Consider the following 25,083-nt stretch of genomic DNA (forward strand, 5'->3'; position numbering starts at 1 on the left):
GAGGATCGGGAACTCTTCCCGAGCAGGCTCGTTGGAGTCATTAAGGCGTTTCGTCAGTCCTACTGGGCGGACGAAGCGCCTTATTTTCGCTATTGTTCAATGTGACGGACACAACAGTTACCTGTTCCCATCGTCGGGTCGGGGGCGGGCTTGCAATGGGGAGGGTGAACCGTGGGACGCAGAGTCAGCTGGCGACACGACCTTGACCGGAACGTGCCCCGAAGTGGCAGGCGTGCTGCCGGAAAAGTCGGCGGCGTCTGTGCCGCAGCGATAGCGGTGGTGCCCCTCAGCGGCTGCGGCAGTACTGGCCCCGGGCGCGCAGCTCGTCTCGGTCTTGTCGATCCGGCGTCCGATCGCGCCGTGCACATGGGCAATATGTGGATTGGCGCCTGGGTTGCGGCGCTTGTCATCGGCGTATTCGTATGGGGGCTCATCGGATTTGCCGCTTTCAAGTTCCGTCGTAAGGACGGTGACCCGGCGATTCCGCGCCAGTCTCGGTATCACCTTCCGCTTGAAGTGCTCTACACCATCGTTCCTTTCCTTGTGATCGGCGTGCTGTTCTTCTATACCGTTCGTACCGAGAACAAGGTGCTCGACAAGAACCCTGACCCTCAACATGTCGTTAATGTTGTCGGCCAGAAGTGGTCGTGGACTTTTAACTATATGGAGGCCAACAATCCTGACGCCGGTGGTGTTGTCACCCATGAGGTTGGCACTATCGAGAAGATTCCGAATCTGTACCTTCCGGTGAGCCAGTCAGTGCGCTTCCGCCTCAAGTCCGCTGATGTTATCCACTCGTTCTGGGTGCCGGCCTTCTACTTCAAGATGGACGTCATTCCGGGCCATCCTAACCAGTTTGACCTCACTCCGACGAGGATCGGTGTTTACGACGGTAAGTGCGCCGAGCTGTGTGGTACCTATCACGCAAATATGATCTTCAAGGTGCACGTGGTGTCGGTCGAGGACTACAACAAGCACCTTCAGCAGCTCAAAGCTCAGGGCGACACCGGTGAGATCAAGCCTGCGAACTCGGTTGCTGCCCTCACCACCACCGAATCAAATGAGGGGGAGAAGAAGTGACCAGCGCATCCATTGCTCAGCGGACCGCACCTCCTGCCATTACTCGCCAGGAGCGTCGCAAGGCCAGCTTTGGTGCCCTCGTTTGGGATTACATGACGACCACCGACCATAAGAAAATCGGCCGGCTGTACTTTGGTACGTCGCTGTTTTTCTTCGTCTTTGGCGGCATCCTTGCCCTGCTTATTCGCGCCGAGTTGGCATATCCAGGTATGCAGTTTATGCACCAGGAGACCTTCAACCAGCTCTTCACGATGCACGGCACGATCATGCTGCTGATGTTTGCCACCCCGCTGTTTTCCGGGTTCGCGAACTTCTTCATGCCGCTTCAGATCGGTGCCCCGGATGTCGCGTTCCCGCGTATTAACCAGTTTGCGTACTGGCTGTACCTTTTCGGCTCCCTGATGGCCTGTAGCGGCTTCCTCACCCCTGGTGGTGCTGCCAGCTTTGGTTGGTTCGCCTACGCGCCGCTATCGGACGCCATCAACTCACCGGGAGTCGGCGGGGACCTGTGGGTGATGGGCCTGTACCTCCTTGGCTTGTCGTCCATCCTCGGTGCTGTCAACTTTGTGACGACGATCATTCTCATGCGTACCCCCGGCATGACGATGTTCCGGATGCCGATTTTCTCCTGGAATATCCTCATCACCTCGATCATGGTGCTGGTCGTCTTCCCAGTCCTGTCGGCTGGTCTGCTCGTTCTCGAGGCTGATCGGGCTCTGGGAGCCCATATCTTCGACGCTGCGAATGGTGGCCCGATCCTGTGGCAGCACCTCTTCTGGTTCTTCGGGCACCCGGAGGTGTACGTCATCGCCTTGCCGTTCTTTGGCATCATCACTGAGGTGCTGCCAGTGTTCAGTCGCAAGCCGGTGTTTGGCTATGTCGGCCTGGTATTCGCGACCCTGGCTATCGGTGGTCTGTCGGTGTCTGTGTGGGCCCACCACATGTTCGTGACTGGCGCGGTCTCCCTGCCGTTCTTCTCCTTCATGACCTTCACGATCGCTGTTCCGACTGGTGTGAAGTTTTTCAACTGGATTGGCACCATGTGGGGTGGCTCGTTGAGCTTTGACACGCCGATGCTCTTTGCTATCGGCTTCTTGACGACCTTCCTGTTCGGCGGTCTCACTGGTGTCATGCTCGCTAGCCCGCCGATGGACTTCAACGTGTCTGACACCTACTTCGTGGTAGCCCATTTCCACTATGTGCTGTTCGGCACAGTGGTCTTCGCGATGTTCGCCGGGTTCTACTATTGGTGGCCGAAGATCACTGGGCACATGCTTAACGAGACCTGGGGCAAGATCCACTTCTGGACTCTGTTCGTCGGTTTCCACACCACCTTCCTCGTTCAGCACTGGCTTGGTGTTGAGGGTATGCAGCGTCGTATTGCCGACTACGGTGCATGGGAGGGATTCACCTTACTCAACCAGGTGTCGACCTTCGGCGCCTTCCTGCTGGCCATTTCGATGCTGCCGTTCGCATGGAACGTCTGGATTACTCGTCACGATCCGAATATCGAGGTCGCTGACCCGTGGGGTTGGGGCCGTACCCTCGAGTGGGCTACTTCATGCCCGCCGCCCGCCCACAATTTCACGAAGATGATCCGCGTGCGCTCCACCTCTCCGGCCTTCGACATCAATCATCCGGAGGCCGCTCTGGCCCCCGAGACTGGGGAAGCTAATCCGCGCGAACTCGTCCACTCCGGTAAGGAGGATGCCTGATGAAACCGGAACGTTGGGTATTTGGCGGGCTCGGCCTGTTCTACCTCGTCGTTACCCCGGTGTACTGGTTCACGGCACACGAAGTGGCCGGCACTTGGGTGCTCGGGCTGTCGGCGGCGATGGCCCTGATGGTGTTTTTCTACGTCCAGGTCATCGCCAAGAAGATCAATCCTCGGCCCTCCGACGAGAAGGATGCCGAGGTGATCGACGGGGCTGGTCCGGTCGGTTTCTTCCCGCCACAGAGTATCTGGCCGTTCTGGTGCGCGCTCGTTGTCGCCATCATGTGCCTCGGCCCGATCTTCGGCTGGTGGATCTCTCTGCTCGGGCTGGGCATTGGTATCTGGGCCGCCTCGGGTTGGGCTTTTGAGTACTACCGCGGGGATTACGCTCACTGACCGTCCATCGCCGCCACGGATCAGACCGCGGCGGCGATGTCCGTGTTTGGGCTAGATCAGGGCATCGGCGGTACGCTCTCGTGCCCTGATCGCGCGGAGTCCTGCTAAAGGGGACAACACAATCAGTAGTCCAAGCCCGGCACACCACAGGATGACCCAATCTTTCGGCACCCATAATGTGAAGGACTCAGACAGGCTTCGCCCGACCACGACCGGAACGATGGCCAGGACGCTCGCGATGACGGAGCACAATCCGACCAGAAGCATGCTCTCGAGGATGGGGATCATTGCCCCCAGCCGTTTCGGGAGTCCTATGGCGAGTAGCTGCCGGCTCTGATTTCGTGCAATGTGTCCCAATGACGCGGAAACGCTGGCGGTGATACCCGCTGCGATGATGACGAGGGTAAGGCACACCGTCCACCAAGCGAACGGCATCTGAGGAGGTTCCGGTTCCACGTGGTAGGTGAGTAGCTGTGGATCGAGGCCTTGGCGGTGGACATAGTTGACGGCTTGAGTGATGCCGCTTTTCTGGACCCCCGTGTATACCCACTGGTGTGGTATCGATTGGGCTCGGATTCGTTCTAGGGTCGCTTTCACAATGACGCCGCCATAGATGTATGCCCATGTCGGGTTGACCTCGACCCGGCTGGATGGGATTGCGGCCCGGCGGCCATCGTCTAGGGCGAGGATTGTCTTTGCTGGGCCATCTGAAAATGACAGCATGAAACTGTTATTGAGATGTGTTCGCTCCTCGGTCGTGAGCTTCATATTCAGTACTCGTTCGGCGTCTTCCGGGGATGATACGACCATGACGGCCTGCGCGGTTCCGGAGTGATGGTTCGACGTGATCTCGCCACTGAGCATGTCGACCTTGACGGCACGCTTCATGCCGGTCGCAGCCTGCACGCTTCGCGGAAGGTCTTTTGGTACGGGGTTGCTATCTGGCGATTGCAGGATCAAGGTGTCCGGTGGGGCCATGCTCAGCGCCGCCGTTGACTGCTGGTATGAGGTCATGATGACGTTGACACTGGCAGGGATCACCAGGCATAGACACAACGCTGACCCCATGATCCGAATTCGTGCATCGTTGAAGTGCAGCGTCTTTACGGCCAGCAGACCAGCGGGTGTTGGAAGCTTGATGACCGAGATGATTCCGGAAATGAGATCGGGCATGAGGAGGACGGCTCCGGATGAGACGAAGATGGCACCATGTATGACGTCGTCGAGTTGGGTCCGGTTTTGGAGTGCGAGTAGTCCGCCGATAATGAGAAGGACACCAGCCACTCGCCTGACCCACCGTAGCGTTGTTGCCGACCGGGCATGGTGCGGTGTTGTCCTGTTTCGCCCACCAGCCCGCGGGCCGGTCAGTGGAATGGCCGCGATACTCATGGCGACAGTGAGTGCCAGGAGTGTCATGGCTAATGGGGCGATCGACACCGGTGGGCTGATGGGTTGTGTGAGTAGGTGAGGCACCAGGAATCTGCGAAGGGCCATTCCGAGTATCCAGCCTCCACATACACCTACCGACCATGCCGCCAGACAGATGGCGAGGACCGAGCCGAGTGCGGACGCGAGCGTTGCTGATAGCGGGATCCCCAGTTTCAGCATTGATTGCCGCTGTGCGCGGATGGATGTGGCGATCCTAGCCATCACGGTGAGTTGGACGGCACCTGTGAGCAAAAGGCAAGGGATCATCACGAGATAGGGGCTTCGAGAGGCCAACGATACCTGGGGGCTTGCGGAGATCTTTGCTCCATCACGGCTGGATGTGACAAGTGAGTCAGTCGGAGTCCCGTACAGCGTGCTGAATAAGGGTATGGCGGTGCTGAGCGGCAGACCATCCCAGACGTATTCCACGATGGGCGACAGTGACGGGTATCCTTTGGATGCTGCGGCAGACATGGATTTCCAACCGCTCGCGGCGCCGATGGCCACCAAAGCGTCTGTGGCGTAGGCATCGTGAAATGTCCCCACGACCCGCAATCGTGAGGTGTCGGAGAAGACGTGGATGCGACTGGGGTCGTGGAGACGTGCGGCCAAAGGCTCGGACAGGGCAACTTCTCCCGGACTGGAGGGCCAATGGCCAGTGGTCAGGTGATATCGCGATGCGGGTGAGCCCGAGGCCCATTCCATGTATTGAATTCGATCGTGGAAACCTGTCGACAATCCGGTGGTACGAAAGCCGTCAATTTGGAAGCTGGAACCAGTGGTGATGACGGATATGTTCCGTGCCCCCGATTTTCTCAGTCGATCGATTACCGTGCCCTGGGCAGGGCGCAGAGTTGTTTGTGTCTGGCTGATAGTGATGGATGCGTCATGACCATCCAGATAACTAATTCTTTTCTGTGAACCAGTGAGGGCGAAGGATGACAGCGTCAGGTACAGGGCGATGAAGCAAGCAATCACCACTGCGAATGGACATGACAAATTGATACGGTGCTTGTTTCGCGTCCAGATGTGGAATGTCTGGGCCGTTAGTCTTCTGTTCATGCGACGAGTTGTCCGTCCAAGAGGGTAGTGACGGAGTCGCAGTGCTTCGTGGCGAGTGGATCGTGTGTGGCCACGATGACGCACATCTGGTTGTCGTGTGCGAGGTTTCCCAGCAGCTCGAAGAGCCCTTCGGACGTCGTGGAGTCGAGCGCCCCAGTTGGTTCGTCGGCAAGGAGGATGTGTTGCCCGCTGGCCAGTGCTCGCGCAACTCCGACGCGTTGCCGTTGGCCACCCGAGACCTCGCCGGGGTGGCGTCTGCCCAATGACTCGATTCCTAGTTTTCGCATGGCTTCGTGGGCGATTTCGGTGGCATCGGACTTCGATGTGCCCTGCGCCCACAGGGGTAGCGCAATATTCTCGGTATTGGTCAACTCAGCGATGAGGTTGTCGTCCTGGAAGATGACGGCGATGTGGCGTAATCGAAATCGGGCTCTGTTCGCCTCGCTCTGATCAGATACGGTGACGCCTTCTGCGTAGACGGACCCCGAATCTGGGGTATCCAGACCAGCTAGGAGATTGATGAGGGTGCTTTTTCCTGATCCGCTTTCTCCCATGAGGAGGTGCACTCCAGAATGGGTGAAAGATACGCTGACGTTGTTGATCGCATGGACTCGGGTACTGCCTGATATGAACGTTTTGGACAGCGATTCCCCGCTGACTGTGGGATTCATATGATTCTTGCCTTTGTGTGATGAGGCGGGACGGCGCGCGTGCTGGTAGCTACGCGCGCCGCCCCTCTTGCTATTAGCAGGATCCGTTCGTTGCCCACGAGGTCAGTTCATCATCATCCCAAGTGTTGATGTCGTTGTCCGACCGGTAGGCGAGCATGGTTACGCAACGACCCTTGCCGTCGGCATCATGGTACCAACGCGCATTGGTGCCTGACTTGTTTTCATATGACGACATAATGTCATTATTTTTGCTACTGACATTCATAATGCCGAGGCCAGCGCGTCGGTATCCCATGAGGCCAACGAAATTATTGTCCTCGTAGATACAAACCTGTTTTGGAGGGGCAAAGGTTACTCCCTGCGTTCGCTTGGCTTGCCAAGCTCACGGGGATCGCCACGGTCAATCCCGCGACAATAGTCGCGACCTTCTTGAATTTCATTATTCTTCCCTTTTGCGGAATAGGGATGGACCTATCGTCCGACTGGTTGGGCGGCAACGTCCAACGCTGAGATGAACAGTATCCGATGGAACTGTGGCTGGTCAAGAGGAGTGACGACACTCAGATAAATTCACGGAAACGAGGAACCATATCACATATATTTTCTCACGAACCCTTCGTACGGCCACCGTGGGGTGTGCGTAATGACACGAGGCTGTCAGGGCGTGCCAGGCATTCTGTGTAAATGGATCGGGCTTTTTAGCGATTGGGGAATCGATCAGGGTAGTTGAGCGCGAACCCCTATAAGGTTGCGGACCGGCCTTGGATTGTCTCTTCTTCTGGTGACACGTTCGATGAGTTTGCTCGAAGATCTGCATCGACCTCGCCATCGATGGATTCCCGTGCAGCTAGACTTTCTCCCAGTCATCCTCGACCACCTACACAGACTGTGTGACACGACCGGCGGGACCGATCCAGTTGCCAAGCGATCTGAGGTACCTCCAGTGTTCGCTTCGTCACTTGTCGATGTGGTCGTCCTCATTCGACGTCATCTGCCGAAATCGTGCAGTTAAGGACGTGCAATCCCTTTCGTGTCTGGCCTGAACGTCGACACGGTAAGGGTTGCACGTCCGTTGAGAACCTAGGAATGCTATGAACGTGTTCGTTTCCTAAGCCCATAGTGCGTTAGACAAGTATGCAGCTAGCATCTGTAGATGCTTTGGGTCTTGGGTATTGGCTGACCCCGACACACACGTGACGTTCTGATGGCACAGCGTGCTACGGGCCCTGCATAAGCTCAGGCTGGACGTCTCAGATCAGCCGGTATCGCGGAATCGTGGGAATGCCGAAGCCCCGATGGTTAACGATGCCGAGACCTGCTGCCTACCGAACGACAATGATGTCGTGGGGGGAGGCTAGAACGCCTCGGCAATGGGCGTTGGCCCGTCACAGAACCGAATGAACTTGCCCGCTGTGGTGCCGTCGTCAAGGCATGCTAGAGCGGCCTGTGCGACCGTTTCACGCGAGACTGTGGTGCCAGCGTATTCCTCGCCCTCGGTGAGGATCCGCACGCCCGAGGCCGGATCATGACTCAGCGTCACCGGCCCAAGGATGGTCCACCGAATCGATGAGTCCATGGTGTGACGGTCAGCGGCTGCTTTGGCGTCGGCGTAGGGGAAGAAAGAGTTGTCGGAGGGCACACCGTGGTTCGGGCTGCCGCACCAGGACACAAGCACAAAACGCGGACCGTGAGGGGAGCGTCCGATAGCGTCAACGAGGGCGGTACAGGCGTCGCGGTCGACAGCGTAAGTGTCTTCTGGCGCACCCTTACCACCGGCTCCTGCCGACCACACCACAGCGTCGTGGTTACTGATGAGGTCGTCCCACTGTGAGGGGCGCAAGGTAGTGACGTCCGTCACGACCGGGTTACCTCCCCACGAGGTGACGTCGTGTGCCTGGTCGTTGCGTCGGATGACCGAGTCGACCTGACGTCCCTGAGATGCGGCGAGTTGGGTGAAGTGCTTGGCCACGTGTCCGTGGCCTCCAATCACGAGAATCCGATGTGCTGTCATGGGGGCCACACTAGGACCGGATGGTTCGGGTTGGAGGTCACATATAGACACGTTCGCCGTGGGCTCACGTCCAGCTGCGTTGCAGCGGGCGGCCCTCCTCGTACCCAGAGGGCGACTGCACACCAATCACGGCCTTCTCATGAAATTCCGTGAGATTAGCAGCTCCGGCGTAGGTACACGAGGAACGTACCCCGGAGGTGATGAAATCGACGAGGTCCTCGACGCCAGGGCGCTGGGGATCCAGGTACATCTTGGACTGGGAAATGCCTTCCTCGAAGAGGGCGGCGCGGGCTCGCTCGAAAGCACTGCGTTCACGGGTACGGTGACGCACGGCGCGAGCCGAGGCCATGCCGAAGGACTCCTTGTACATCCGGCCATCGTGGTCGATGAGCATGGCCCCGGTCGATTCGTGGGTACCCGCGAACCACGAGCCAATCATGACCGATCCGGCGCCTGCAGCAAGGGCAAGAGCAACATCGCGGGGGTGACGCACCCCACCGTCAGCCCAGACGGCACCATCAACCTCAGCAGCAGCCTCGGCGCACTCCAACACTGCCGAAAACTGCGGACGCCCCACCCCGGTCTGCATCCGAGTGGTGCACATGGCGCCCGGTCCGACGCCGACCTTAATGATGTCCGCACCCGCCTCCAGCAGATCGAGGGTGCCGCTGCGGGTAACGATATTGCCGGCGACGATGGAAACTCGTCGGCCAGTCTTCGTTTCAAAAGCTGTGCGGGCCTCATCGGCGATCTCGATAGCGCGAATCATCTGGTCCTGGTGGCCATGGGCGGTGTCCATGACGAGCACGTCCGAACCGGATTCCAGGGCATTGCGGGCACGTTCGGCGACGTTGCCGTTAATGCCAATCGCAGTGCCGATCATAAGGTGGCCGTCAGGATCAACAGCAGGACGATAGATTTCGGTGCGTAGGGCACCCCGTGACGTCATGATGCCGACGAGAACCCCGTCCTCGTCAACAGCTACCGCGACCTTCTGATGCCGCTCTGCAAGGGTCTGGAAAACGTCGTCTGGGCTTGCTTGTGGACCAACCAAGGTGAGGTCGGTTGTCATGACCTCATGGCATTGAGCGAATCGGTCTACGCCCTCAGCCTCGATGGGGGAGACTAAACCAACCGGACGATGATCTTCAACGACAAGGACGACGCCGTGAGCGCGTTTGTTGAACAAGTTCATGGCCTCACCGACAGTCGTTGTCGGGTTGACGGTGACCGGGGTGTCGAATCGAGTATGCGCATCTTTGACGCGCCGAATGGACCGGGCGACGAAATCTGCTGGGATATCTTGGGGCAGAACCGCAATGCCTCCGCGCCTGGCGATGGTCTCTGCCATGCGACGTCCGGAAATTGCGGTCATATTGGCCACTACGAGGGGCAGAGGAGTACCTAGCCCGTCTGTTGACGTGAGGTCGACGTTCATGCGGGACCCCACCGAGGAACGGTTTGGTGCCATGAAGACGTCGTTATACGTCAGGTCGTAGTTCGGCTGCTCGTTGAGAAAACGCACGTAGCCATTGTCCCACGTCACTATCCTCGGGTCATGCCGCGACGCGGCAAACTAGAACCATGACCTCGACGGTGGACGACGTGCTCGCGGCAGTAGAAGCTCTGCCCGCCGGTACCGTAGTGTCCTATTCCGATGTTGCCCAACTCGTGGGCACGTCGCCGCGGCGGGTCGGCACGATCATCGCGTGTGAGGGTCAGGAAGTGGACTGGTGGCGGGTCACGACTGTTCGGGGGACTCTCCCTGAACACCTTATGGCTCACGCTCGTCAGCATTGGGACGAAGAGGGCCTTGGCGGGGGAACGACGATGCTTCGTGACCATGCGCCGGACCCAGCTGAGTGGGAGCGTAACTGGCAGCAGTTACGTGGCCGGATATGACGCAGGCCCCCTCATAGCGAGAGGGCCTCCGCGCTAGGTAGAGCGGGGTCAGTCGGCGATCTCTGCCTGGGGGGCGGAGTCGCCGGAGCCGATCTCGGCGTGACAACGGGCTGCCTCCAGTTCTTCACGGGTTACTGTGGGGACGTTGTCACCGAGGAACCACTTCATCCAGCGAGCACGCTTCTTGCTGACCTTACGACCACGATCATCGATCGAGCCGGCAGTAAGGATGGGGTAGGTCTTTTGCTGAGTGAGGGTCCAGGCCTCATTGTCGCTGACCGGTACGTGGGCCTCGTGGAATGCACCATTAGGTTCGCGAATGATTTCGCCGGAGGGCGACCCGAGGAGTAGGCGCTGACGGTCTGCTCGCTGCAGGGCTACGCAGATGCGCTTGGTGATCTGGTAGGTGATGATCGGGACGACGAAGATCGCACCACGCATGAAGTATGTGATCGAGTTCAGCGATAGGTGGAAGTGGGTCGCGATAATGTCGTTGGCCCCTGAGAGCCAGAACATGGCGTAGCAACTCATGGCGGCGACGCCGAGCGCGGTACGAGTCGGGACGTTGCGCGGGCGGTCGAGCAGGTGGTGCTCAGACTCGTCACCGGTGATCCACTTTTCAACGAAGGGCCATGCGACTAGCAGGGTGAACAACACGCCCATGAGGCACACGCCAGGAAGGAAGATGTTCCAGCTCCAGGTGGTGTGACCGATGTGCCACTCCCAGTTAGGGGTGATACGTACCGCACCTTCAAGCCAGCCCATGTACCAGTCGGGTTGGGACCCGGCCGTTACCTCGCCTGGGTTATAGGGACCGAATTTCCAGACCGGGTTGATCTGAAGGAAGGTGCCCATGAGAGTCAACACGCCAAAGACCACGAAAAAGAAACCGCCGGCCTTGGCCGCGTATACCGGAAACAGCGGGTAACCCACGACATTCTTCTCGGTGCGTCCGGGGCCCGGGTACTGAGTGTGCTTGTGGTAGACGACCAGCGCGAGGTGGGCGGCCACTAGTCCCAGGAGCAGGGCTGGGATGAGCAGGATGTGCACCATGTACAGGCGGGGGACAATTGCGGTGCCCGGGAACTCGCCGTTGAAGACGAAGAACTCAACCCAGGTGCCTACTAGCGGGATGGCGCGCATTAGACCATCGGCGAACCGGAGGCCAGTGCCGGACAGCAGGTCATCGGGTAGCGAGTAGCCGGCGAAGCCCTCGACCATGGCCAGCATGAACAGACCTAGGCCGATCAACCAGTTGATCTCACGGGGTTTGCGGAAGGCACCAGTAAAGAAGATACGCAGCATGTGCACAGTGGCCGCTGCCACGAAGAGAATGGCGGCCCAGTGGTGGATCTGACGAATTAACAGGCCACCACGCACCTCGAAGGAGAGGTCCAGAGTGGAGGCGAAGGCCTCCGACATGGGCGTTCCCTTGAGCAGCTGATATGGGCCGGTGTAGTCGACCTCGGCCATTGACGGTTTGAACCAGATGGTCAGGAATACACCTGTGAGCAACAGAGCAACAAACGAGTACAGGGCAATCTCGCCCAGTAGGAATGACCAATGGTCAGGGAAAACCTTGCGCAGATTTTCCTTACCCATCTTGGCCAGACCCAGACGGTCGTCGTGCCAGTTGACGATCCGCATCCCGCGACCCGTTGGCTTGTCATCAGCCGTTGCGGTGCGCAGGGTGGGTGATTCTTCGGCGATGCCAGTTGGCCGGGCCATCAGTTGTCACCCTTCTTGTAGTCGTGACGAGAATCTCGTTCAAAGTAGGACGGGCCCACCGGAACGGTGAAGTCGCTTCGAGCGACCAGGTACCCCTTGTCGTCAACGGTGATGGGTAGCTGTGGCAGTGAGCGTCCGGCAGGGCCGAAGACGACAACACCGGAGTCACCCAAGTCGAAGGTTGACTGGTGGCAGGGGCACAGCAGATGGTGCGTCTGCTGCTCCCAGAGGTTGACAGGACAACCGACGTGGGTGCAGATCTTGGAATACGACAGGATGCCACCAACCTGCCAGTCCTTACGGGATTCAGGAATCTTGATGGAGTCAAGATCCATCCGGACGATGAGAATGGCAGCCTTGGCCTTTGCGCGCTGGAACTCAACTCCCTCAAGCTCCTTGAGGTTCTCGGGCTCAGCGTTGACGAGCTGGCCGATCTCTAGATCGGAGGCTTTGATGGGCTGGAAGGTGACGTCGTTGACCAGCCGCACACCTTCGGCCCAGATGGTCCGTTCGATCGTCGCGCGACGAGTTCCCGGTCCAGGCTTGGGACCCAGATCAGCGAGGGTGACGATAGCCGGTACGGCCATGATGCCGATAGCGCCGCCGAGAGCTCCACCGATGAGTTTGCGTCGAGAAAGTCCCGACTGTTCAGCGCCAATACGCCACTGTTTGGCAAACTCCTTACGATCAGTGGCATCGGAATTGACCGGATGCCGCTCCTGGATGATCTCTTCGTCACCCATGATCTGCTTGGCCCAGTGGATGCACGCGATGCCAATGAATAGCACCGCGAGCCCTGCACACAGGCCCAGTCCGAAGGTAGAGGCGTTCATGTACAACGGACCGATTTCGACGGTCGCGTCACGCGGGACCGCGAAGTACACGACGACGAAGGCAATAGCGAGGACTGGGACCAGGCTGAGGAGGGTCAATACCTGTCGGTAAGCGCGGTTTCCGGCCTTTGGATTAGCGTCGGTGTAACGCTCAACATGGGGTTCGACCCCCGGGTTGTCGACCGGCAAGTCATCGCGTTCGGTGTATTTATCGCTCACTTCGCGCGAGCCCCCTTCCGTGCCAGCCATCCAGCGACCAGGACCAGGCCGCCGATGCCAATGATCCAACCGAATAGGCCTTCGGTGACCGGACCGATACCGCCAAGGGCAAAGCCGCCATTATTGGGTTCGCTATGAGTGGTCTGCAGGTAGCCGATGATTTCGCGGGCGTCCTGATCGGTAATGACGGATTTGGAGAACACCGGCATCTGTTGCGGGCCAGTGCGCATAGCTTCGTAGATGTGCTTGTTGGAAGTCTTCATGAGGGAGGGGGCATAAGCACCCTCGGGGAGGGCGCCACCGCGACCCTCGATGTTGTGGCAGGCCGAACAGTTAGTCTTGAACAGTTCAGCACCTCGAGCTAGTTCCTCAGCCTTCAAGTTTGAGGTATTGAGGCTCTGGGGGGAGGGGACCTTTGGTCCGGGAGCGAGGGAAGCAACGTATGCGCCAACTGAGGCAGTCTCCTCGTCAGTGAACTTCGTCTTCTTTGATGGGGCCTGGGCCTCGGGGCGCGCCATCGGCATACGGCCAGTACCCATTTGGAAGTCAACTGCGGCTGCGCCTACACCGGCCAAAGACGGGCCCTGAGTGGTGCCCTCGCCGTTCAAGCCGTGGCAAGACGAGCAGTTCTGCTGGAAGATTTCCTTGCCCCGGGCTACCTGGGTTGACGCATTCGTATCCGCGCGGCCAGAGGCCGAAGGACTGACGAAGGCGTACACGCACCCCACCAGAACCAAGGCCAGCAGCAACAGTACGGGTTTAGCTGCCCGGCTGTGCCGTTTCGTGGAGAGGAATCTCATCACCACAGTCACCCTTCTTGGAGTAGGGGCGTCAGCGCACGATGTAGATCACCGAGAACAGGATGATCCACACGACGTCAACGAAGTGCCAGTAATAGGAAACGACCATTGCCGTGACTGCTTGCTTGTGGGTGAACCGCCGAGCCATGTAGGTGCGGGCAAGGGTGAACAAGAACAGAACCAAACCGCCAGTTACGTGCAAGCCGTGGAAACCGGTAGCGATGAAAAAGGCCGAGAAATAGACGCTCGAGGAGATGGTGTGGCCTTCACCGATGAGAGTGATGTACTCCGCGAGCTGTCCAGCGATGAACACCGCGCCCATAATGAAGGTCAGGGTGTACCACTCGCGCATGCCCCAAGAGGTGATCGCTCCAAGGCCTTTGGTGCGCTTAACTTGGCCATGCTCAGCGGCGTGAACGCCCATCTGACAGGTAACCGAGGACAACACCAGGATCAGGGTGTTGATGGCGGCGGCCCCCACTGTGAGGTGAGAGGACTCGCTCTGCCAAAGGGTCTGCTGACCTGCTGTGGCCATGTCGCTGGTTGTTTGGCGAATCATGAAATACGCCGCGAAGAGTGCAGCGAAGAACATGAGTTCGCTGGCCAGCCACACCCAGACACCCATAGGTAGGGCATCGGGACGACTTGTCGGCGCGTTAAGTCGTGTCGGCGCGATCGGATGGATGGCTCCCGTCGGTCGTTGTGAAGTCTGCGCTGAAGTGGCCACGGCCTCATTATGGCTGGAAATGTGTCATTGGTCATGCTGTTTCGCTGTTCCAGTGTGATTCGAAGTTGACTGAAAGGGTTTAGATGGCACACTGTGGTAACTTGCTTACTTTCGTGATACCGCTTGTCTCAGTAGGCAGGACGGTGCTGGGCGCAGAGATAGCCCTCAGGCTGTAGCATCTGCCATGTTGCATCCGGTCGTGACCGAGATGTCAGTCCCACGCCTTCGAGGGAAAGGACCGCTCATGGGCGACAAACACGGGGAGCTGTCGGGCGCTCTCAAGGTTCTCGTCTATTCTGACGATCACGCTGTCCGCGAGCAGGTGAAGGTCGCTTTGACCGGGATGATCGCTCCGGACCTTCCGCATGCCGAGGTCGTTGAGACAGCTACTCAGGCCTCGGTGGTTGACGCCGTGAGTAGTGGTCATTATGACGTTCTGATCGCTGATGGCGAATCTGCTCCTTACGGTGGGATGGGTGTGTGCCATCAGCTCAAGGACGAGGTTGACAATTGCCCGCCGGTCGTCTTGCTGGTGGCTCGCGTCGCGGACGCCTGGTTGGCGTCCTGGTCCCATGCAGACGCCATCGCGACCCACCCTGTTGATCCGGTGGCGTTGCCTCAGACGGTGGCTTCAGTGATTCGTGGCATTCGTGGCGATGCCGCTGAGACGCCGTGAGACTGCCGGGCACCACTGAGTCCCCTGAGGTGACAAGCCCCCGCTGAACAAACCACGTGGCTCGAAAGAGGTCCATGTTCGAGGTTCCGTGTCGATGAATTCACCTGGGCTGACCTACTAGCCGATCTCGTGCCCAGGCGTGACGTCGTGCTACTCAACACTGTTGCAGACGGCCTGCAGGTTGATGACGGCGTCGTTCCACAGCTCGCCCAGAGGTTGGAGCGTGCCGCTCAATCGATTGATTCGGGAGCGGCACACGACCATCTCAACCGTTGGATATCTGTTACCCAAGGCTGATTGCTAATGCCATCCAGGGGCCCGCCCATAGGGCTGGGCCATAGGCAAATGCCGACCCCCATGGTGAGGGGCGATGTTTGCGAACAAGGGTGACGATGACGGCCACAACGGCTCCGAGGATGGTGGAGGAGAGCAAAGTCATCATCCCGGCGCGGACGAAATCTGGGTACGGGGAGAGTACGGCCGTCGTCGCTCCCAGGAAGCCGGTGCCCGCCGCAAGCCTGACATCGCCGTATCCGAGGGATGAATTAAGTCGCCACATGAGCCAGAAGAATCCTGTTGACACTCCCGCGATCAAAACACACGCAATGAGCCACCGTGGACGTGGCGGCCGCGTCAGGACGATTCCGCTCAGGAGCGCTACCCCAGCCTCGGCTACGCAGCGACGCCATAACTTCAGTGGTAAGAAGGTCGTCGCATAATCGACGATGACCAGAGTAGTCACCGATCCCGACCAGATCCACCACACGCCCCATGCCCATGGTGGCGCGCAGACCGATGCGGCCCCGCATACGGCTGCTGTCACGGCGACGACGAAGGTACGCGTCGGGGTGGTGAGGGAGGCGTATGTGGGTTTGATTGCCAGGACCGCGTCCCCCACTTCTTCGACGGTTGGCTCGACGAGATTCGGGACCGTGACGCGTAGATGCCACAGCGCCAGGCCACACGCCACCGCGGAGCCGAGGATGATCCACATGGGCTCGACTCACATGGACGCCATGGATTCGGCAGTGGAGAGCAGGCCGCGAGCTTCGCATGCGGCCCGACTGCGTAGTCGCGTCATCTCAGTGCACATCTGTTCTTCCCCGCTCATGAGGTTCGCGGCGTAGGACATCGTTACGTCCAGCATGGTGGCGATCTCAGCAATGTCACAGCCGGCCTTGTGGAGGGCGAGGAGCCGAGCGCGCGTGCTTCCTGCTGGCACGATGCGTTCACGTGCTGCGTTGATGTCGTCGATACTGATATGCAGGATGCGCACGGCGTCGATGACGCGGATGCGGTGAATTGGACGGTCCCCCTGGCCAGCGAGTCGTTGGACGATTCGACTGGGGACATGCGCGAGCAGGGCGACGACACGCCACGGAACGCGGCATTCATGGACGAGGGAACGGACATGGAGCGAGAAAAAGCGGGCGTCGACCCATGCAGTCGACGTCTTCGAGGACTCGAGATCCATAGTGATCATGTGACAGGCCTTTCTGTCGTGGCTTGTGTCCGCACGATGTGGGCAGAACACTCTTCTAACCGGCATAAGTGCTGCCGCGGGCACTTATCGTGACATCGATAGCGTGTTGTTATAAAACTGTTACGTATCGTGTCACTTATAGTGATACATATCACAATTAACGCTAGGGTTTGTTCGGGCTGTTTCGGAATCTGAACGTTGTCATTCCGCCCCTGACGCGCTGGCACGAAAATATGCGACGACGGGGCTCGCCACCATGGTGGCGAGCCCCGTCGAGATGGCGGGAATGGCTCTCAGCGCTGGGCCTTGGTGAACCCGGCAGCCTGGGCAGCCTCCTCGGTGGCAAACCACACATCAGCAATGGTGCGGTCGTAACCACCCGAGCCCGGGACGTGGTACTTCATCGAGCGGTCGTTGCCCTTAATCACGTAGCCCTCGGGCGGGTTATCCCCGACGTATGAGGTGGCCTTATTGCCCTCATCCTTCGTGCCCTGTTCAGGAGCCTTGACCGCACCATCCTTGGTCGTGGTCTCGGAGCGGGCACCCTCGTCAACGAAAGCAGTGGTCTCGGCGGTAGTCTCCGGTGCAGCAGCAGCCGGGCCACCCTCATCGGCCATGGCGGCGACCGGGTCAGCCGGAACCGACTTGTCCTCCTTCGGCTCGGGCTTATCTGCCGGTTTGGCAACGGGCTTCGAACCGCGGCTGGTCTCGGGTTTGGGGGATGGCGTGTCCTTGAGTTTCTCGTCAGTGTTCGGGGCGGGGCTGTCAGTGTTGTCCTTATCGCCAGGGGTCCAAGAGTAGGTGACCTTGGGCTCGTGGGCTGTCCAACCGTCGTCGGAAGAGCTCAGGAAGCGGCGGCTGGCCACAACTACCGCAGCAGAAATGCCGCCGAGGACGGCGAGAGTGCCGAACACCTTGCCAAACTTGCTGCGGTGCTTGGCCTTCTTGACCGATTTCGTCTCGATGCCGGCTTTGGCCGCCAGTTCGGTCGACTCGCCCTTGAGGGCTGAGAAGGCAGCCTGTCCACGGCGGGTGGCTTCCTCAACGGCTGGGTGAGAGATGACCTTCTCGGCACGCTCCTCAAGGTCAGGCAAGACATCCTTCTGGAAGGTGTCATAAGCCTGATGAAGGGCTGGAACGACCTTCTCCTGGGTGTACTCCTTCGAGGCGTCAAGGGCCTTTTTGCTAGCCTCAACAGCCTGATCAGAGAGGGGACCAAGCTTGTCCGAGATCTGATCCGTCAAGGGACCGAGCTTGTCGTTGACTTGCGCGGCCAGCGGAGCAGCCTTGTCCTGGGCGGCGGCGAGGTATGCGGCGGCGGTCTCCAGCGCCTGGGCACGCTGCTCCTTGAGCGTGCTGGGGCTGCTTGCGGCGGCGGTCTTGCGGGAAGCTTTCTTCTTGCAGGACACGGTTCCTCCAATTCGTATGGGATATGGCTCGTGATCGAGCACCTTCCACGGTATCGACCAAATGGTCCATAGACCAGAGATTCGTGGTCCCAAACGGCGGCTGGCGGAACAATTCCGATCGGTTTGACGCAACAGTCAGTATTCTAGAAGGGACCACATCGTTTCTCACAGGAAGGCAGGCAGGTGGCCTCTACCGCGACTCTGCGCACCAATCATGGCGACATCGTCCTTAACCTCTTTGCCGATCAGGCTCCCAAGACTGTCGACAATTTCGTCGGTCTGGCCGGCGGCACGAAGGAGTACGTCGATCCGCACACCGGTCAGCCGACCACTGGTAGGTTCTACGACGGCTTGACCTTCCACCGCGTCATTGACGGGTTCATGATTCAGGGCGGCTGCCCGCTCGGCACCGGTACCGGCGGTCCCGGGTACCGATTCGCCGACGAGTTTCACCCAGAGCTCACTTTCTCGAAGCCCTACTTGCTGGCTATGGCCAATGCCGGTCCGGGTACCAATGGGTCCCAGTTCTTCATCACTGTGGCCCCGACGCCGCACCTCAACCGTCGTCATACCATCTTTGGTGAAGTCGCTGACGAAGAGTCCCGAAAGGTCGTCGACGAGATCGCCCAGGTCCGCACTGGCCGCATGGACCGTCCGGTCGAGCCGGTCGTTATTGAAAGCGTCGAGCTGGCCTGAGTAGTCAGCCTGGTAGGAATGGATACTGCCTCGAGGTGACCGCACCTCGAGGCCCCTCCAAGTATTCTGAATATTCTGATTTCCCTGTGATTGACGGTCATGAGCCAGAGGAGATTCATGCTCGACCGCTGGAGTGAACATCCCGTCCGTCCGGTTCCTTTGAGGTGTCCGGCGTCGGTAGCTATGGCCGTCGTGACCCTGCTCATCGCGATCGCGGCGCGATTGACGCCGCTGTCGTCGCTGTTGGCGTCAGGGTCTGCCAGGGCTTTTGACTTCCAGGTCTGGCGGCCACTCGTCTTCTCCTTGACGACCTCCTCGGTTATCAGTGCAGTCCTCACCGGCCTGCTCCTTGTTCTCATCGGGTACCAGATTGAGCCCATGATCGGCTCAGTACAGTTTGCGTTCCTGTACCTGTTATGTGGCGTGGGTGGGTCAGCGGCCATCAGCCTGGCTGGGGTGCTGTACTCCTTTGAGGGGTCGATGTGCGGTCTGTTTGGGTTGATGGCGGCATCGGCTGTCGTCAAATACGTTCAAAAGCAGGACATTCGTGCCGACATCGTGTTATTAACGATGTTCATCATCTGGGCAATTGTCGTCGGTTCCAATACATGGGTTGCTGACATCGGGGCGGTCGTTGTGGGAGCCGTTTCTGGTTGGGCATGGTTGCAGACTCGGTGGTCGTCATACCGGCGTCAGCTGGGGGCGGGCCTGGCGGTCTTGGCTGTCTGTCTCGTCGCTCTCGTTGTGACCTGGGTGATGTAAGGCGGCTACCCGGGCAGCGAGATCATCGGTGTCCATCCAGCAATGGGCGGGCCAGGACCATTCTCCGATGACGTCAACTAGCCGCACCCCAGGTTCTTCAAACCAGGAAGCCACTAGCTCGGCCTCCTCAATAGTGCAGGCTGGTAGCCCGGCCGGCGGAGCAGAAACGGTTTCTGCGGTGGCACACACTGCGTCAATAATGGGCATTGGATCAATACCCAGACGGCATCGTCCAGCTCCCGCTAAGCGGCCATGTCGAATGACGTGGATCTCCCAGGAGGCGCCATCGCGCCGCGCCGCGACAATTTCAGGGCAGGATGCCAGAGAGACCAGTCGGGAACGACGTCGGGTGGCACGCAGCACCTCTTGGGCGTCTTCGGTGAACTCTGCGGCCTCTTCGAAACGTTCTGCCGCGGACAGCCGTGCGATGCGTTGAGCAAGCCGATCAGTGAGGTCGCGAACGTCGCCAGTCATGGCGAGACGAGCAAAGCCGACGATGGTGGAGTAGTCGACGTAGGGGTTCAAACATGGGGCTGAGCAACGGCCCATCTCTGCGAGAGGACAGCCATCAGGGTGCCGTGACATAGCTCCACTGCACTGTCGCAGGCCAAAAGCTTCAGCCAGTATGATCGCCGCGCGAGTCGCTGCTTGACGGCTAATGAAAGGGCCCCACGGCGGTTGGGAATCGCGGTGAGCTCGCTGCACGACGGCGAGTCTCGGGTGAGCCTCATGAGTGAGGGTAACCCACCACACCGATCCTTGCCGACGAGAGCGATGGTTGTAGCGCGGTTGGTGAGCGTCAATGAGGCGTAGTTCGCGTACCCCCGCTTCTAGCTGAGTAGAGCACTCGCGAGCTTTGACGCCGGTAGCTATTCGCACCATCTCGTCCATGCGGCGTCGTGTTTCCGATGCTGTGAAGTATTGGGATACTCGGCGTCGGATGTTGACCGACTTACCGACATAAAGGACCTCCGGATGTGCTGGTGCAGGTTTATCCAGGCAAAACCAATAGACTCCGGGCCCTTCGGTAAGGTCCTTAGCCCACACCCGTCGGCGACGCCGAGCCTGCGGTACCCGATGGGTCATTTCTAAGAGGTCTTCAAGGGTCGTCACGCCGAGATTGCCGACTCTGTCGATGAGTCCGTGAAGGACGTCGACGGTGGCCCTCGCATCGGCAAGGGCGCGGTGTGAGGGCGTCGTCGTGGTGTGGAATAGCCGAGATAAGGTGCTGAGCTTGTAATTTCGGACCTCTCCGCGGGCAAGCACTGACCGAGCTAACGCGAGGGTGTCGACGACGGCTGGGTCGCCCCAGGGATAATCATGTTGAGCGTAGGCGCGTTGAAGGAAACCAATATCAAAACGAGCATTGTGTGCTACAAGTGCCGTGCTGCGACTAAACTCTAACCAGCTAGGTAGTACAGCGCTCAATGATGGAGCCGAGCGCACCATGGCGTGCGTGATGCCGGTGAGGACCTGTACCGAAGCTGGGATAGGCCCGGTTGGGCAGACGAGGGTTTGAAACTCGCCTTCGACGCGGCCTCCACACACTTTCACGGCTCCGATCTCGGTGATCTGGGAGCCCTCGCTAGTACCGGTAGTCTCAAGGTCGACGACGCAGAAGGTGACTTCGGACAGGGAAGTTCCCAGGTCGTCGAAAGACGGTTGAAGGGGCACGGCGCTCATAATCGGCACGGTAGGTAGGCGTGGCGACAAAAACGCCGCGAATACAAGCAGAGTACGGAGAACAACCTAGTCAGCGCGGTATTCCATGTGGATGGAGGTGGCGAGCGAGCGTCATGGTGAGCGGTTTTTGGTAACAAGTTGCCCCGCTCCTGAGGACCGCATAAGATTCTCTCAGTCGGCAGGGACGGTCCTGGTCCGATCGACCAAATCACAGGTGGACGGATGACTTGGCTCGCACCGCGTGATGACGCGGCGAGGGGCGGTCAGGTGATGGTGAAGGGTAGACAGTGGAGCACAGGTATGGAGCTTCTCAGGTGAGCGGTGGCGCACCTCGACGTGGACGCGGCGTCGCATTTGCTGCCATTACGGGGGCAATCCTTCTCGGCACAGTGGCATCGGTTGATCCGGGGGCTCAGGCCGCTCCTGATCCTATTGATCAGGCGAAGGTTCGCTTGGCTCAGCTCGATGAGCAGACCTCGAAAGTACAGGAGGACTACACCGAGGCCCAGGCTGCCCTCGACAAAGCTCAGAAGGATCTCGATCGTTCGCAAAGAGACCTTAAGGCCCAGTCAGACAAGGTTGCCACCATGCGCAAGGCTCTCGGTCGCGTCGCGCTGAGTGACTACCAGAGCGGCGGCGGTGTCTCAATGGCTACTCAGCTTGTGGCAAGTGGCGACTCTGGGCAGTTCCTGTCCAAATTGGCGACCATTCAAAACGTCACGGAGCGCACCAGCGTGCAGTTCCAGGATTTCCAGGCTGAGCAGGCCAGACTGAAATCCATGAAGTCCCAGGCTGAGGCTGATCGCGCGACAATTGAGAGTCAGCGTAATCAACAGGCCAAGCTGTTGGCCGACGCGAAGAAGAAGGAGCAGGAGGCCAAGCAGGTTGTTGACCGTCTGACTGCCCAGCAGCGCGCTGAACTTGAGCGTCAACAAACTGCTGAGGTCCAGGCCGCTGCTGCACATGCGGTGTCCCGGTCTACCGGACGTCCCACCGATCAGCAGAGCGCCCTGGGACAGCCGTCCAGCAGTTCTACCCAGGCTTCCCAAGCTGGTAGTCAAGTGCCGATTCCTGACCCCTCTCATGGGGTTTCATCGCGCGCTCAGAGCGCCCTCAGTTTCGCGCTGGCTCAACTCGGTAAGCCCTACATCTGGGGCGGCACTGGCCCGACCGGCTACGATTGCTCTGGCCTCATGATGGCTTCCTGGGGCAAGGCTGGGGTTAGCCTTCCCCGCACCGCGGCTGCTCAGTACGCAGCCGGCACCCCCGTATCGACCTCCGATTTGCAGCCTGGCGACTTGGTCTTCTTCTACCCGGGCATTACCCATGTCGGTATGTACATCGGTGATGGCAAGTTTATTCACGCCTCCAGTCCGCGAACTGGCATCAAAGTCTCCGTTCTAGCGCAACAGTCCTCATACCAGGGCGCGCGTCGTTTCGGCTGATTTTCATTGCTTAGCGTTGGCATAGATATTGGCGGCACGAAGGTTGCCGCTGGTGTCGTAGATGAAAGTGGCCAGATTGTTCGGCGTATTCAGCGCCTGACACCCTCGCGCAGCCCCGAGGCTGTTGAGGACGCTATCGTTGAGTCGGTCCGTGAATTGGCTCGTAACCTCCCTATCTGTGCTGTAGGCATCGGGGCAGCCGGCTGGATAGACACTGAACAGGCGCTCGTGCGGTTTTCCCCGCATTTAGCATGGCGTAATGAGCCGCTGCGCGATCGTCTGTCTGAGCGCATCACTGTGCCTGTTCTCGTCGATAATGACGCCAATGCGGCCGCGTGGGCTGAGTTCCGGTTCGGAGCCGGACAAGGATCACGGGTCATGGTGTGCCTGACGTTGGGAACGGGTATCGGGGGTGCACTCGTTATCAATGGGCGGATGTTCCGCGGCCGATACGGCATGGCCGGAGAATTCGGACATATGACGGTGGTTCCCGATGGCCACTGGTGCCCATGTGGCAACCGTGGTTGCTGGGAGCAATACGCCTCCGGAAATTCCCTCGTGAGGGATGCTCGAGCGTTGCTTGCCGAGGGAGCTCCCGGTGCTCAGGATCTGTTGGGTTATGTAGCTGACCGCAATCCGGGCAACCTCATTGGTCCTGATGTCACACGCGCAGCGGTCGATGGCGATCGTCTTGCCATTGAGCTCATTGCAGACATTGGCATCTGGCTGGGCCGTGGAATGGCGAACTTGGCAGCAGCCTTAGATCCAGATCTCTTTGTCATTGGTGGGGGAGTGAGCGCCGCCGGAGACCTCTTGCTTGAACCTGCGCGCACTGTATATGCCCGCACGCTGACGGGCCGGGGGTTCCGCCCGATGGCCGATATTCAGAAGGCACATTTCGGTAACGATGCTGGGCTTATCGGCGCCGCAGACTTGGCTCGCCACTCCATCAACGAACCGCCGGGCATGGCTCGCGGGTTCTGGCCACGTCGTCGTACTGCTGTCCGCAAGCCACGCCGTACTTTGCGTCAGAGCCTGAGTGAAACTCTCGCCGGTCCGGTTGTTCGGGACAAGTGACTCGCTACAAACGTGAGTGGTTTCCCCAGGGGCCTTCATCATCGCGGTCTGCCCGAGTGATGGCCCGCCAGATGAGCAGGCTAATCCCTGCTCCTCCGGATGCGATGGCTAGTATCAGCGTGGTTTGGGGCACATTGACTCCGCTCATGTCCAGCAGGACGGCAACGATGCATATCGCCACCAGAACCAATCCCACCTTCGTCGTTGGACTGGGAGGTGCTGCCGGTTCCATGGGCAGCGGCTCATCCATCTCGTCGGCGTCACGGGGTGGCTCTTGCGGAATATGGGCCGGCGCCCGTTGGGCCGGTAAACCATTCGGGCGAGGACGACCTGGGGCGGTGACGACCTCCCCAAATTCGCGAGCGATGAGCGCTTCAAAGGCGGCATCGACATCGTTGCCGTCGTGTTCCATATCCCTCCACCCATTAGGGAACTCGAGGTGCCGCTAGGCTTGGTCGCCGAGGAGGCCCCATGTGGTACGAGTTCTTCAAGTATGCGCTCTTTGGACCAGGAGTGCGAGCCTTGTGGCACCCCCGCGTCGTCGGTAAGGAGAACATTCCCACCGAAGGAGGGGTGATCCTGGCGTGCAACCACATTGCGGCCCTGGATCCCATCATCGTCGCGTCCATGATTGACAGAAAACTCACCTATCCGGCGAAGAAAGAGCTTTTTGCTGGCGACCGAGGCTTATGGTCGAAGGTCGTCGCGTGGTTCTTGCGCGCAGTCGAGCAGGTGCCGCTGGATCGCTCGGGTGGCCGTACTAGCGTCAATGCCATGGGTTCAGTAGAACGCCGACTTGCCGAGGGGGGCCTCGTCGGAATTTTCCCGGAGGGAACCCGCTCATCAGATGGTCGCTTATACAAGGGTAAGACCGGCGTCGCCCGGATGACTCTGGGGTCTGGAGCCCCTGTGGTCCCAGTAGGTATCAGCGGAACGACAGTGAGACGCAAGGTGTTGGGTATCCCGCTGCTCGACCATCCGACCCTCATCTTCGGTAAACCGATGCACTTCGACGTGCTGGCAGACCGCACTGAGGAAACGGCCGTCCTACGGTGGGTTACTGATGAGGTCATGGGTGCTATCAGCGATCTCACCGGACAGAGCTACGTTGATGTTTATGGTTTCCGGGTCAAGCATGGCAACCTCAAGGGCAAAGATGTCTCGAAATTTGTGAAACCAAGGCCCGGCGGCAAGCCCCTGCCCCCGCCTCGTGTGACGAAGGCCTGATGTCATGAAGTGGTTGCGTCGATCCCATGGTGAGATGACGGGTCATCCTCTTCC

Annotated in this window: 27 protein-coding genes; 12 read left to right on the forward strand and 15 right to left on the reverse strand. The window is 59.4% G+C overall.

Annotation, left to right across the window (positions count from 1 at the left end; all coding sequences use genetic code 11):
• The first annotated feature begins 366 nt into the window (after positions 1–366).
• From coxB to ACOYO3_RS04585, 3 genes are read left to right on the forward strand one after another with little or no spacing between them, the layout of a single operon-like run.
• Complete coding sequence (coxB, locus tag ACOYO3_RS04575; RefSeq protein WP_002519151.1) at positions 367–1,080, forward strand: aa3-type cytochrome oxidase subunit II; 714 nt, start codon at positions 367–369, stop codon at positions 1,078–1,080.
• Positions 1,077–2,795, forward strand: a complete 1,719-nt coding sequence (gene ctaD / locus ACOYO3_RS04580; RefSeq protein WP_002518277.1) for an aa3-type cytochrome oxidase subunit I — start codon at positions 1,077–1,079, stop codon at positions 2,793–2,795. The genes coxB and ctaD overlap by 4 nt, the downstream gene beginning before the upstream one ends.
• Complete coding sequence (locus ACOYO3_RS04585) at positions 2,795–3,190, forward strand: cytochrome c oxidase subunit 4 (protein WP_002518338.1); 396 nt, start codon at positions 2,795–2,797, stop codon at positions 3,188–3,190. The genes ctaD and ACOYO3_RS04585 overlap by 1 nt, the downstream gene beginning before the upstream one ends.
• A 51-nt stretch (positions 3,191–3,241) precedes the next feature.
• On the opposite strand, the gene ACOYO3_RS04590 is transcribed toward ACOYO3_RS04585, so the two are convergent.
• From ACOYO3_RS04590 to ACOYO3_RS04600, 3 genes are all read right to left on the reverse strand, one after another.
• The gene (locus tag ACOYO3_RS04590; RefSeq protein ID WP_002525076.1) at positions 3,242–5,680 is read right to left on the reverse strand and encodes a hypothetical protein; all 2,439 of its coding nucleotides are present in this window, start codon (positions 5,678–5,680) and stop codon (positions 3,242–3,244) included.
• On the reverse strand, positions 5,677–6,351 hold the full coding sequence (locus ACOYO3_RS04595) for an ABC transporter ATP-binding protein (RefSeq protein WP_002518261.1): 675 nt from the start codon (positions 6,349–6,351) through the stop codon (positions 5,677–5,679). The genes ACOYO3_RS04590 and ACOYO3_RS04595 overlap by 4 nt, the downstream gene beginning before the upstream one ends.
• Before the next feature lie 73 nt (positions 6,352–6,424).
• Complete coding sequence (locus ACOYO3_RS04600) at positions 6,425–6,646, reverse strand: hypothetical protein (RefSeq protein ID WP_002513979.1); 222 nt, start codon at positions 6,644–6,646, stop codon at positions 6,425–6,427.
• A gap of 498 nt (positions 6,647–7,144) precedes the next feature.
• Between ACOYO3_RS04600 and ACOYO3_RS04605 the strand changes: the two genes are divergently transcribed.
• Positions 7,145–7,363: a hypothetical protein gene (locus ACOYO3_RS04605; RefSeq protein ID WP_002520369.1), complete on the forward strand. Its 219-nt coding sequence runs from the start codon at positions 7,145–7,147 to the stop codon at positions 7,361–7,363.
• Positions 7,364–7,705: 342 nt separating this feature from the next.
• Here the strand turns inward: ACOYO3_RS04605 and ACOYO3_RS04610 are convergent, their stop codons facing one another.
• Both ACOYO3_RS04610 and ACOYO3_RS04615 read right to left on the reverse strand, forming a co-directional pair.
• Positions 7,706–8,362 carry an NAD(P)H-binding protein gene (locus tag ACOYO3_RS04610; RefSeq protein WP_002520370.1) on the reverse strand — a complete coding sequence of 219 codons (657 nt, stop codon included), beginning with the start codon at positions 8,360–8,362 and terminating at the stop codon, positions 7,706–7,708.
• Positions 8,363–8,426: 64 nt separating this feature from the next.
• A complete protein-coding gene (locus ACOYO3_RS04615; RefSeq protein ID WP_002525832.1) occupies positions 8,427–9,908 on the reverse strand; it encodes a GuaB1 family IMP dehydrogenase-related protein in 1,482 nt (493 codons plus the stop codon).
• A gap of 38 nt (positions 9,909–9,946) precedes the next feature.
• On the opposite strand from ACOYO3_RS04615, the gene ACOYO3_RS04620 reads away from it, so the two are divergent.
• Positions 9,947–10,264 (forward strand): MGMT family protein, encoded by a 318-nt coding sequence (locus ACOYO3_RS04620; protein WP_002520371.1) that lies wholly within the window; start codon positions 9,947–9,949, stop codon positions 10,262–10,264.
• A 48-nt stretch (positions 10,265–10,312) separates the two neighbouring features.
• Here ACOYO3_RS04620 and ACOYO3_RS04625 read toward each other — a convergent pair whose 3' ends face one another.
• The 4 genes from ACOYO3_RS04625 to ACOYO3_RS04640 are packed head-to-tail and all read right to left on the reverse strand — an operon-like array spanning position 10,313 to position 14,469.
• Complete coding sequence (locus ACOYO3_RS04625; protein ID WP_002525072.1) at positions 10,313–11,992, reverse strand: cytochrome bc1 complex cytochrome b subunit; 1,680 nt, start codon at positions 11,990–11,992, stop codon at positions 10,313–10,315.
• The gene (locus ACOYO3_RS04630; RefSeq protein WP_002520373.1) at positions 11,992–13,074 is read right to left on the reverse strand and encodes a cytochrome bc1 complex Rieske iron-sulfur subunit; all 1,083 of its coding nucleotides are present in this window, start codon (positions 13,072–13,074) and stop codon (positions 11,992–11,994) included. The genes ACOYO3_RS04625 and ACOYO3_RS04630 overlap by 1 nt, the downstream gene beginning before the upstream one ends.
• Positions 13,041–13,844, reverse strand: coding sequence for a cytochrome bc1 complex diheme cytochrome c subunit (locus tag ACOYO3_RS04635; RefSeq protein WP_002520374.1), 804 nt, complete (start codon positions 13,842–13,844; stop codon positions 13,041–13,043). The genes ACOYO3_RS04630 and ACOYO3_RS04635 overlap by 34 nt, the downstream gene beginning before the upstream one ends.
• Before the next feature lie 31 nt (positions 13,845–13,875).
• The gene (locus ACOYO3_RS04640; protein ID WP_427305918.1) at positions 13,876–14,469 is read right to left on the reverse strand and encodes a cytochrome c oxidase subunit 3; all 594 of its coding nucleotides are present in this window, start codon (positions 14,467–14,469) and stop codon (positions 13,876–13,878) included.
• Between the two features lie 286 nt (positions 14,470–14,755).
• On the opposite strand from ACOYO3_RS04640, the gene ACOYO3_RS04645 reads away from it, so the two are divergent.
• On the forward strand, positions 14,756–15,247 hold the full coding sequence (locus ACOYO3_RS04645; protein ID WP_002519143.1) for a response regulator transcription factor: 492 nt from the start codon (positions 14,756–14,758) through the stop codon (positions 15,245–15,247).
• A gap of 129 nt (positions 15,248–15,376) precedes the next feature.
• Positions 15,377–15,544: a DUF1421 domain-containing protein gene (locus tag ACOYO3_RS04650; RefSeq protein ID WP_002520377.1), complete on the forward strand. Its 168-nt coding sequence runs from the start codon at positions 15,377–15,379 to the stop codon at positions 15,542–15,544.
• Here the strand turns inward: ACOYO3_RS04650 and ACOYO3_RS04655 are convergent.
• The 3 genes from ACOYO3_RS04655 to ACOYO3_RS04665 form a co-directional block, all read right to left on the reverse strand.
• Entirely contained in the window at positions 15,531–16,241 is a 711-nt protein-coding gene (locus tag ACOYO3_RS04655; protein WP_427305785.1) for a leader peptidase (prepilin peptidase)/N-methyltransferase, read from the reverse strand. The genes ACOYO3_RS04650 and ACOYO3_RS04655 overlap by 14 nt on opposite strands.
• A 9-nt stretch (positions 16,242–16,250) precedes the next feature.
• Positions 16,251–16,730 carry a hypothetical protein gene (locus ACOYO3_RS04660; RefSeq protein ID WP_002515220.1) on the reverse strand — a complete coding sequence of 160 codons (480 nt, stop codon included), beginning with the start codon at positions 16,728–16,730 and terminating at the stop codon, positions 16,251–16,253.
• A gap of 293 nt (positions 16,731–17,023) precedes the next feature.
• A complete protein-coding gene (locus ACOYO3_RS04665) occupies positions 17,024–18,139 on the reverse strand; it encodes a DUF5324 family protein (RefSeq protein WP_002515240.1) in 1,116 nt (371 codons plus the stop codon).
• 183 nt (positions 18,140–18,322) lie between these two features.
• On the opposite strand from ACOYO3_RS04665, the gene ACOYO3_RS04670 reads away from it, so the two are divergent.
• Both ACOYO3_RS04670 and ACOYO3_RS04675 read left to right on the forward strand, forming a co-directional pair.
• Positions 18,323–18,835, forward strand: coding sequence for a peptidylprolyl isomerase (locus tag ACOYO3_RS04670; protein WP_002525071.1), 513 nt, complete (start codon positions 18,323–18,325; stop codon positions 18,833–18,835).
• A 183-nt stretch (positions 18,836–19,018) separates the two neighbouring features.
• Positions 19,019–19,597, forward strand: coding sequence for a rhomboid family intramembrane serine protease (locus tag ACOYO3_RS04675; protein ID WP_002519141.1), 579 nt, complete (start codon positions 19,019–19,021; stop codon positions 19,595–19,597).
• Here the strand turns inward: ACOYO3_RS04675 and ACOYO3_RS04680 are convergent.
• Complete coding sequence (locus ACOYO3_RS04680; RefSeq protein WP_002520378.1) at positions 19,517–21,280, reverse strand: DEDD exonuclease domain-containing protein; 1,764 nt, start codon at positions 21,278–21,280, stop codon at positions 19,517–19,519. The two genes, ACOYO3_RS04675 and ACOYO3_RS04680, sit on opposite strands and share 81 nt — an antisense overlap.
• A complete protein-coding gene (locus ACOYO3_RS04685) occupies positions 21,277–21,417 on the reverse strand; it encodes a hypothetical protein (protein ID WP_002519139.1) in 141 nt (46 codons plus the stop codon). Before ACOYO3_RS04685 ends, ACOYO3_RS04680 begins: the two co-directional genes overlap by 4 nt.
• Before the next feature lie 177 nt (positions 21,418–21,594).
• Between ACOYO3_RS04685 and ACOYO3_RS04690 the strand changes: the two genes are divergently transcribed.
• The gene (locus ACOYO3_RS04690) at positions 21,595–22,725 is read left to right on the forward strand and encodes a C40 family peptidase (RefSeq protein WP_014172470.1); all 1,131 of its coding nucleotides are present in this window, start codon (positions 21,595–21,597) and stop codon (positions 22,723–22,725) included.
• 6 nt (positions 22,726–22,731) lie between these two features.
• Positions 22,732–23,802, forward strand: a complete 1,071-nt coding sequence (locus ACOYO3_RS04695) for an ROK family glucokinase (protein ID WP_002515305.1) — start codon at positions 22,732–22,734, stop codon at positions 23,800–23,802.
• A 4-nt stretch (positions 23,803–23,806) separates the two neighbouring features.
• Here ACOYO3_RS04695 and ACOYO3_RS04700 read toward each other — a convergent pair whose 3' ends face one another.
• On the reverse strand, positions 23,807–24,214 hold the full coding sequence (locus ACOYO3_RS04700; protein WP_002515273.1) for a hypothetical protein: 408 nt from the start codon (positions 24,212–24,214) through the stop codon (positions 23,807–23,809).
• 59 nt (positions 24,215–24,273) lie between these two features.
• Between ACOYO3_RS04700 and ACOYO3_RS04705 the strand changes: the two genes are divergently transcribed.
• Positions 24,274–25,029, forward strand: a complete 756-nt coding sequence (locus ACOYO3_RS04705) for a lysophospholipid acyltransferase family protein (RefSeq protein ID WP_002515236.1) — start codon at positions 24,274–24,276, stop codon at positions 25,027–25,029.
• Positions 25,030–25,083: the final 54 nt, after the last annotated feature.

The organism is Cutibacterium sp. KBN10P07758 (assembly GCF_050286205.1).
GTDB classification, from domain to species: Bacteria; Actinomycetota; Actinomycetes; order Propionibacteriales; family Propionibacteriaceae; genus Cutibacterium; species Cutibacterium acnes.

Bases quoted from the DNA above. Each gene is read 5' to 3' on its own strand.
- coxB (WP_002519151.1), top strand. From the start codon at position 367: ATGGGCAATATGTGGATTGGCGCCTGGGTTGCGGCGCTTGTCATCGGC.
- ACOYO3_RS04585 (WP_002518338.1), top strand. From the start codon at position 2,795: ATGAAACCGGAACGTTGGGTATTTGGCGGGCTCGGCCTGTTCTACCTC.
- ACOYO3_RS04590 (WP_002525076.1), bottom strand. From the start codon at position 5,680: ATGAACAGAAGACTAACGGCCCAGACATTCCACATCTGGACGCGAAAC.
- ACOYO3_RS04595 (WP_002518261.1), bottom strand. From the start codon at position 6,351: ATGAATCCCACAGTCAGCGGGGAATCGCTGTCCAAAACGTTCATATCA.
- ACOYO3_RS04600 (WP_002513979.1), bottom strand. From the start codon at position 6,646: ATGGGATACCGACGCGCTGGCCTCGGCATTATGAATGTCAGTAGCAAA.
- ACOYO3_RS04605 (WP_002520369.1), top strand. From the start codon at position 7,145: ATGAGTTTGCTCGAAGATCTGCATCGACCTCGCCATCGATGGATTCCC.
- ACOYO3_RS04610 (WP_002520370.1), bottom strand. From the start codon at position 8,362: ATGACAGCACATCGGATTCTCGTGATTGGAGGCCACGGACACGTGGCC.
- ACOYO3_RS04620 (WP_002520371.1), top strand. From the start codon at position 9,947: ATGACCTCGACGGTGGACGACGTGCTCGCGGCAGTAGAAGCTCTGCCC.
- ACOYO3_RS04625 (WP_002525072.1), bottom strand. From the start codon at position 11,992: ATGGCCCGGCCAACTGGCATCGCCGAAGAATCACCCACCCTGCGCACC.
- ACOYO3_RS04630 (WP_002520373.1), bottom strand. From the start codon at position 13,074: ATGGCTGGCACGGAAGGGGGCTCGCGCGAAGTGAGCGATAAATACACC.
- ACOYO3_RS04635 (WP_002520374.1), bottom strand. From the start codon at position 13,844: ATGAGATTCCTCTCCACGAAACGGCACAGCCGGGCAGCTAAACCCGTA.
- ACOYO3_RS04640 (WP_427305918.1), bottom strand. From the start codon at position 14,469: ATGGGTGTCTGGGTGTGGCTGGCCAGCGAACTCATGTTCTTCGCTGCA.
- ACOYO3_RS04645 (WP_002519143.1), top strand. From the start codon at position 14,756: ATGTTGCATCCGGTCGTGACCGAGATGTCAGTCCCACGCCTTCGAGGG.
- ACOYO3_RS04655 (WP_427305785.1), bottom strand. From the start codon at position 16,241: ATGTGGATCATCCTCGGCTCCGCGGTGGCGTGTGGCCTGGCGCTGTGG.
- ACOYO3_RS04660 (WP_002515220.1), bottom strand. From the start codon at position 16,730: ATGATCACTATGGATCTCGAGTCCTCGAAGACGTCGACTGCATGGGTC.
- ACOYO3_RS04675 (WP_002519141.1), top strand. From the start codon at position 19,019: ATGGCCGTCGTGACCCTGCTCATCGCGATCGCGGCGCGATTGACGCCG.
- ACOYO3_RS04680 (WP_002520378.1), bottom strand. From the start codon at position 21,280: ATGAGCGCCGTGCCCCTTCAACCGTCTTTCGACGACCTGGGAACTTCC.
- ACOYO3_RS04700 (WP_002515273.1), bottom strand. From the start codon at position 24,214: ATGGAACACGACGGCAACGATGTCGATGCCGCCTTTGAAGCGCTCATC.
- ACOYO3_RS04705 (WP_002515236.1), top strand. From the start codon at position 24,274: ATGTGGTACGAGTTCTTCAAGTATGCGCTCTTTGGACCAGGAGTGCGA.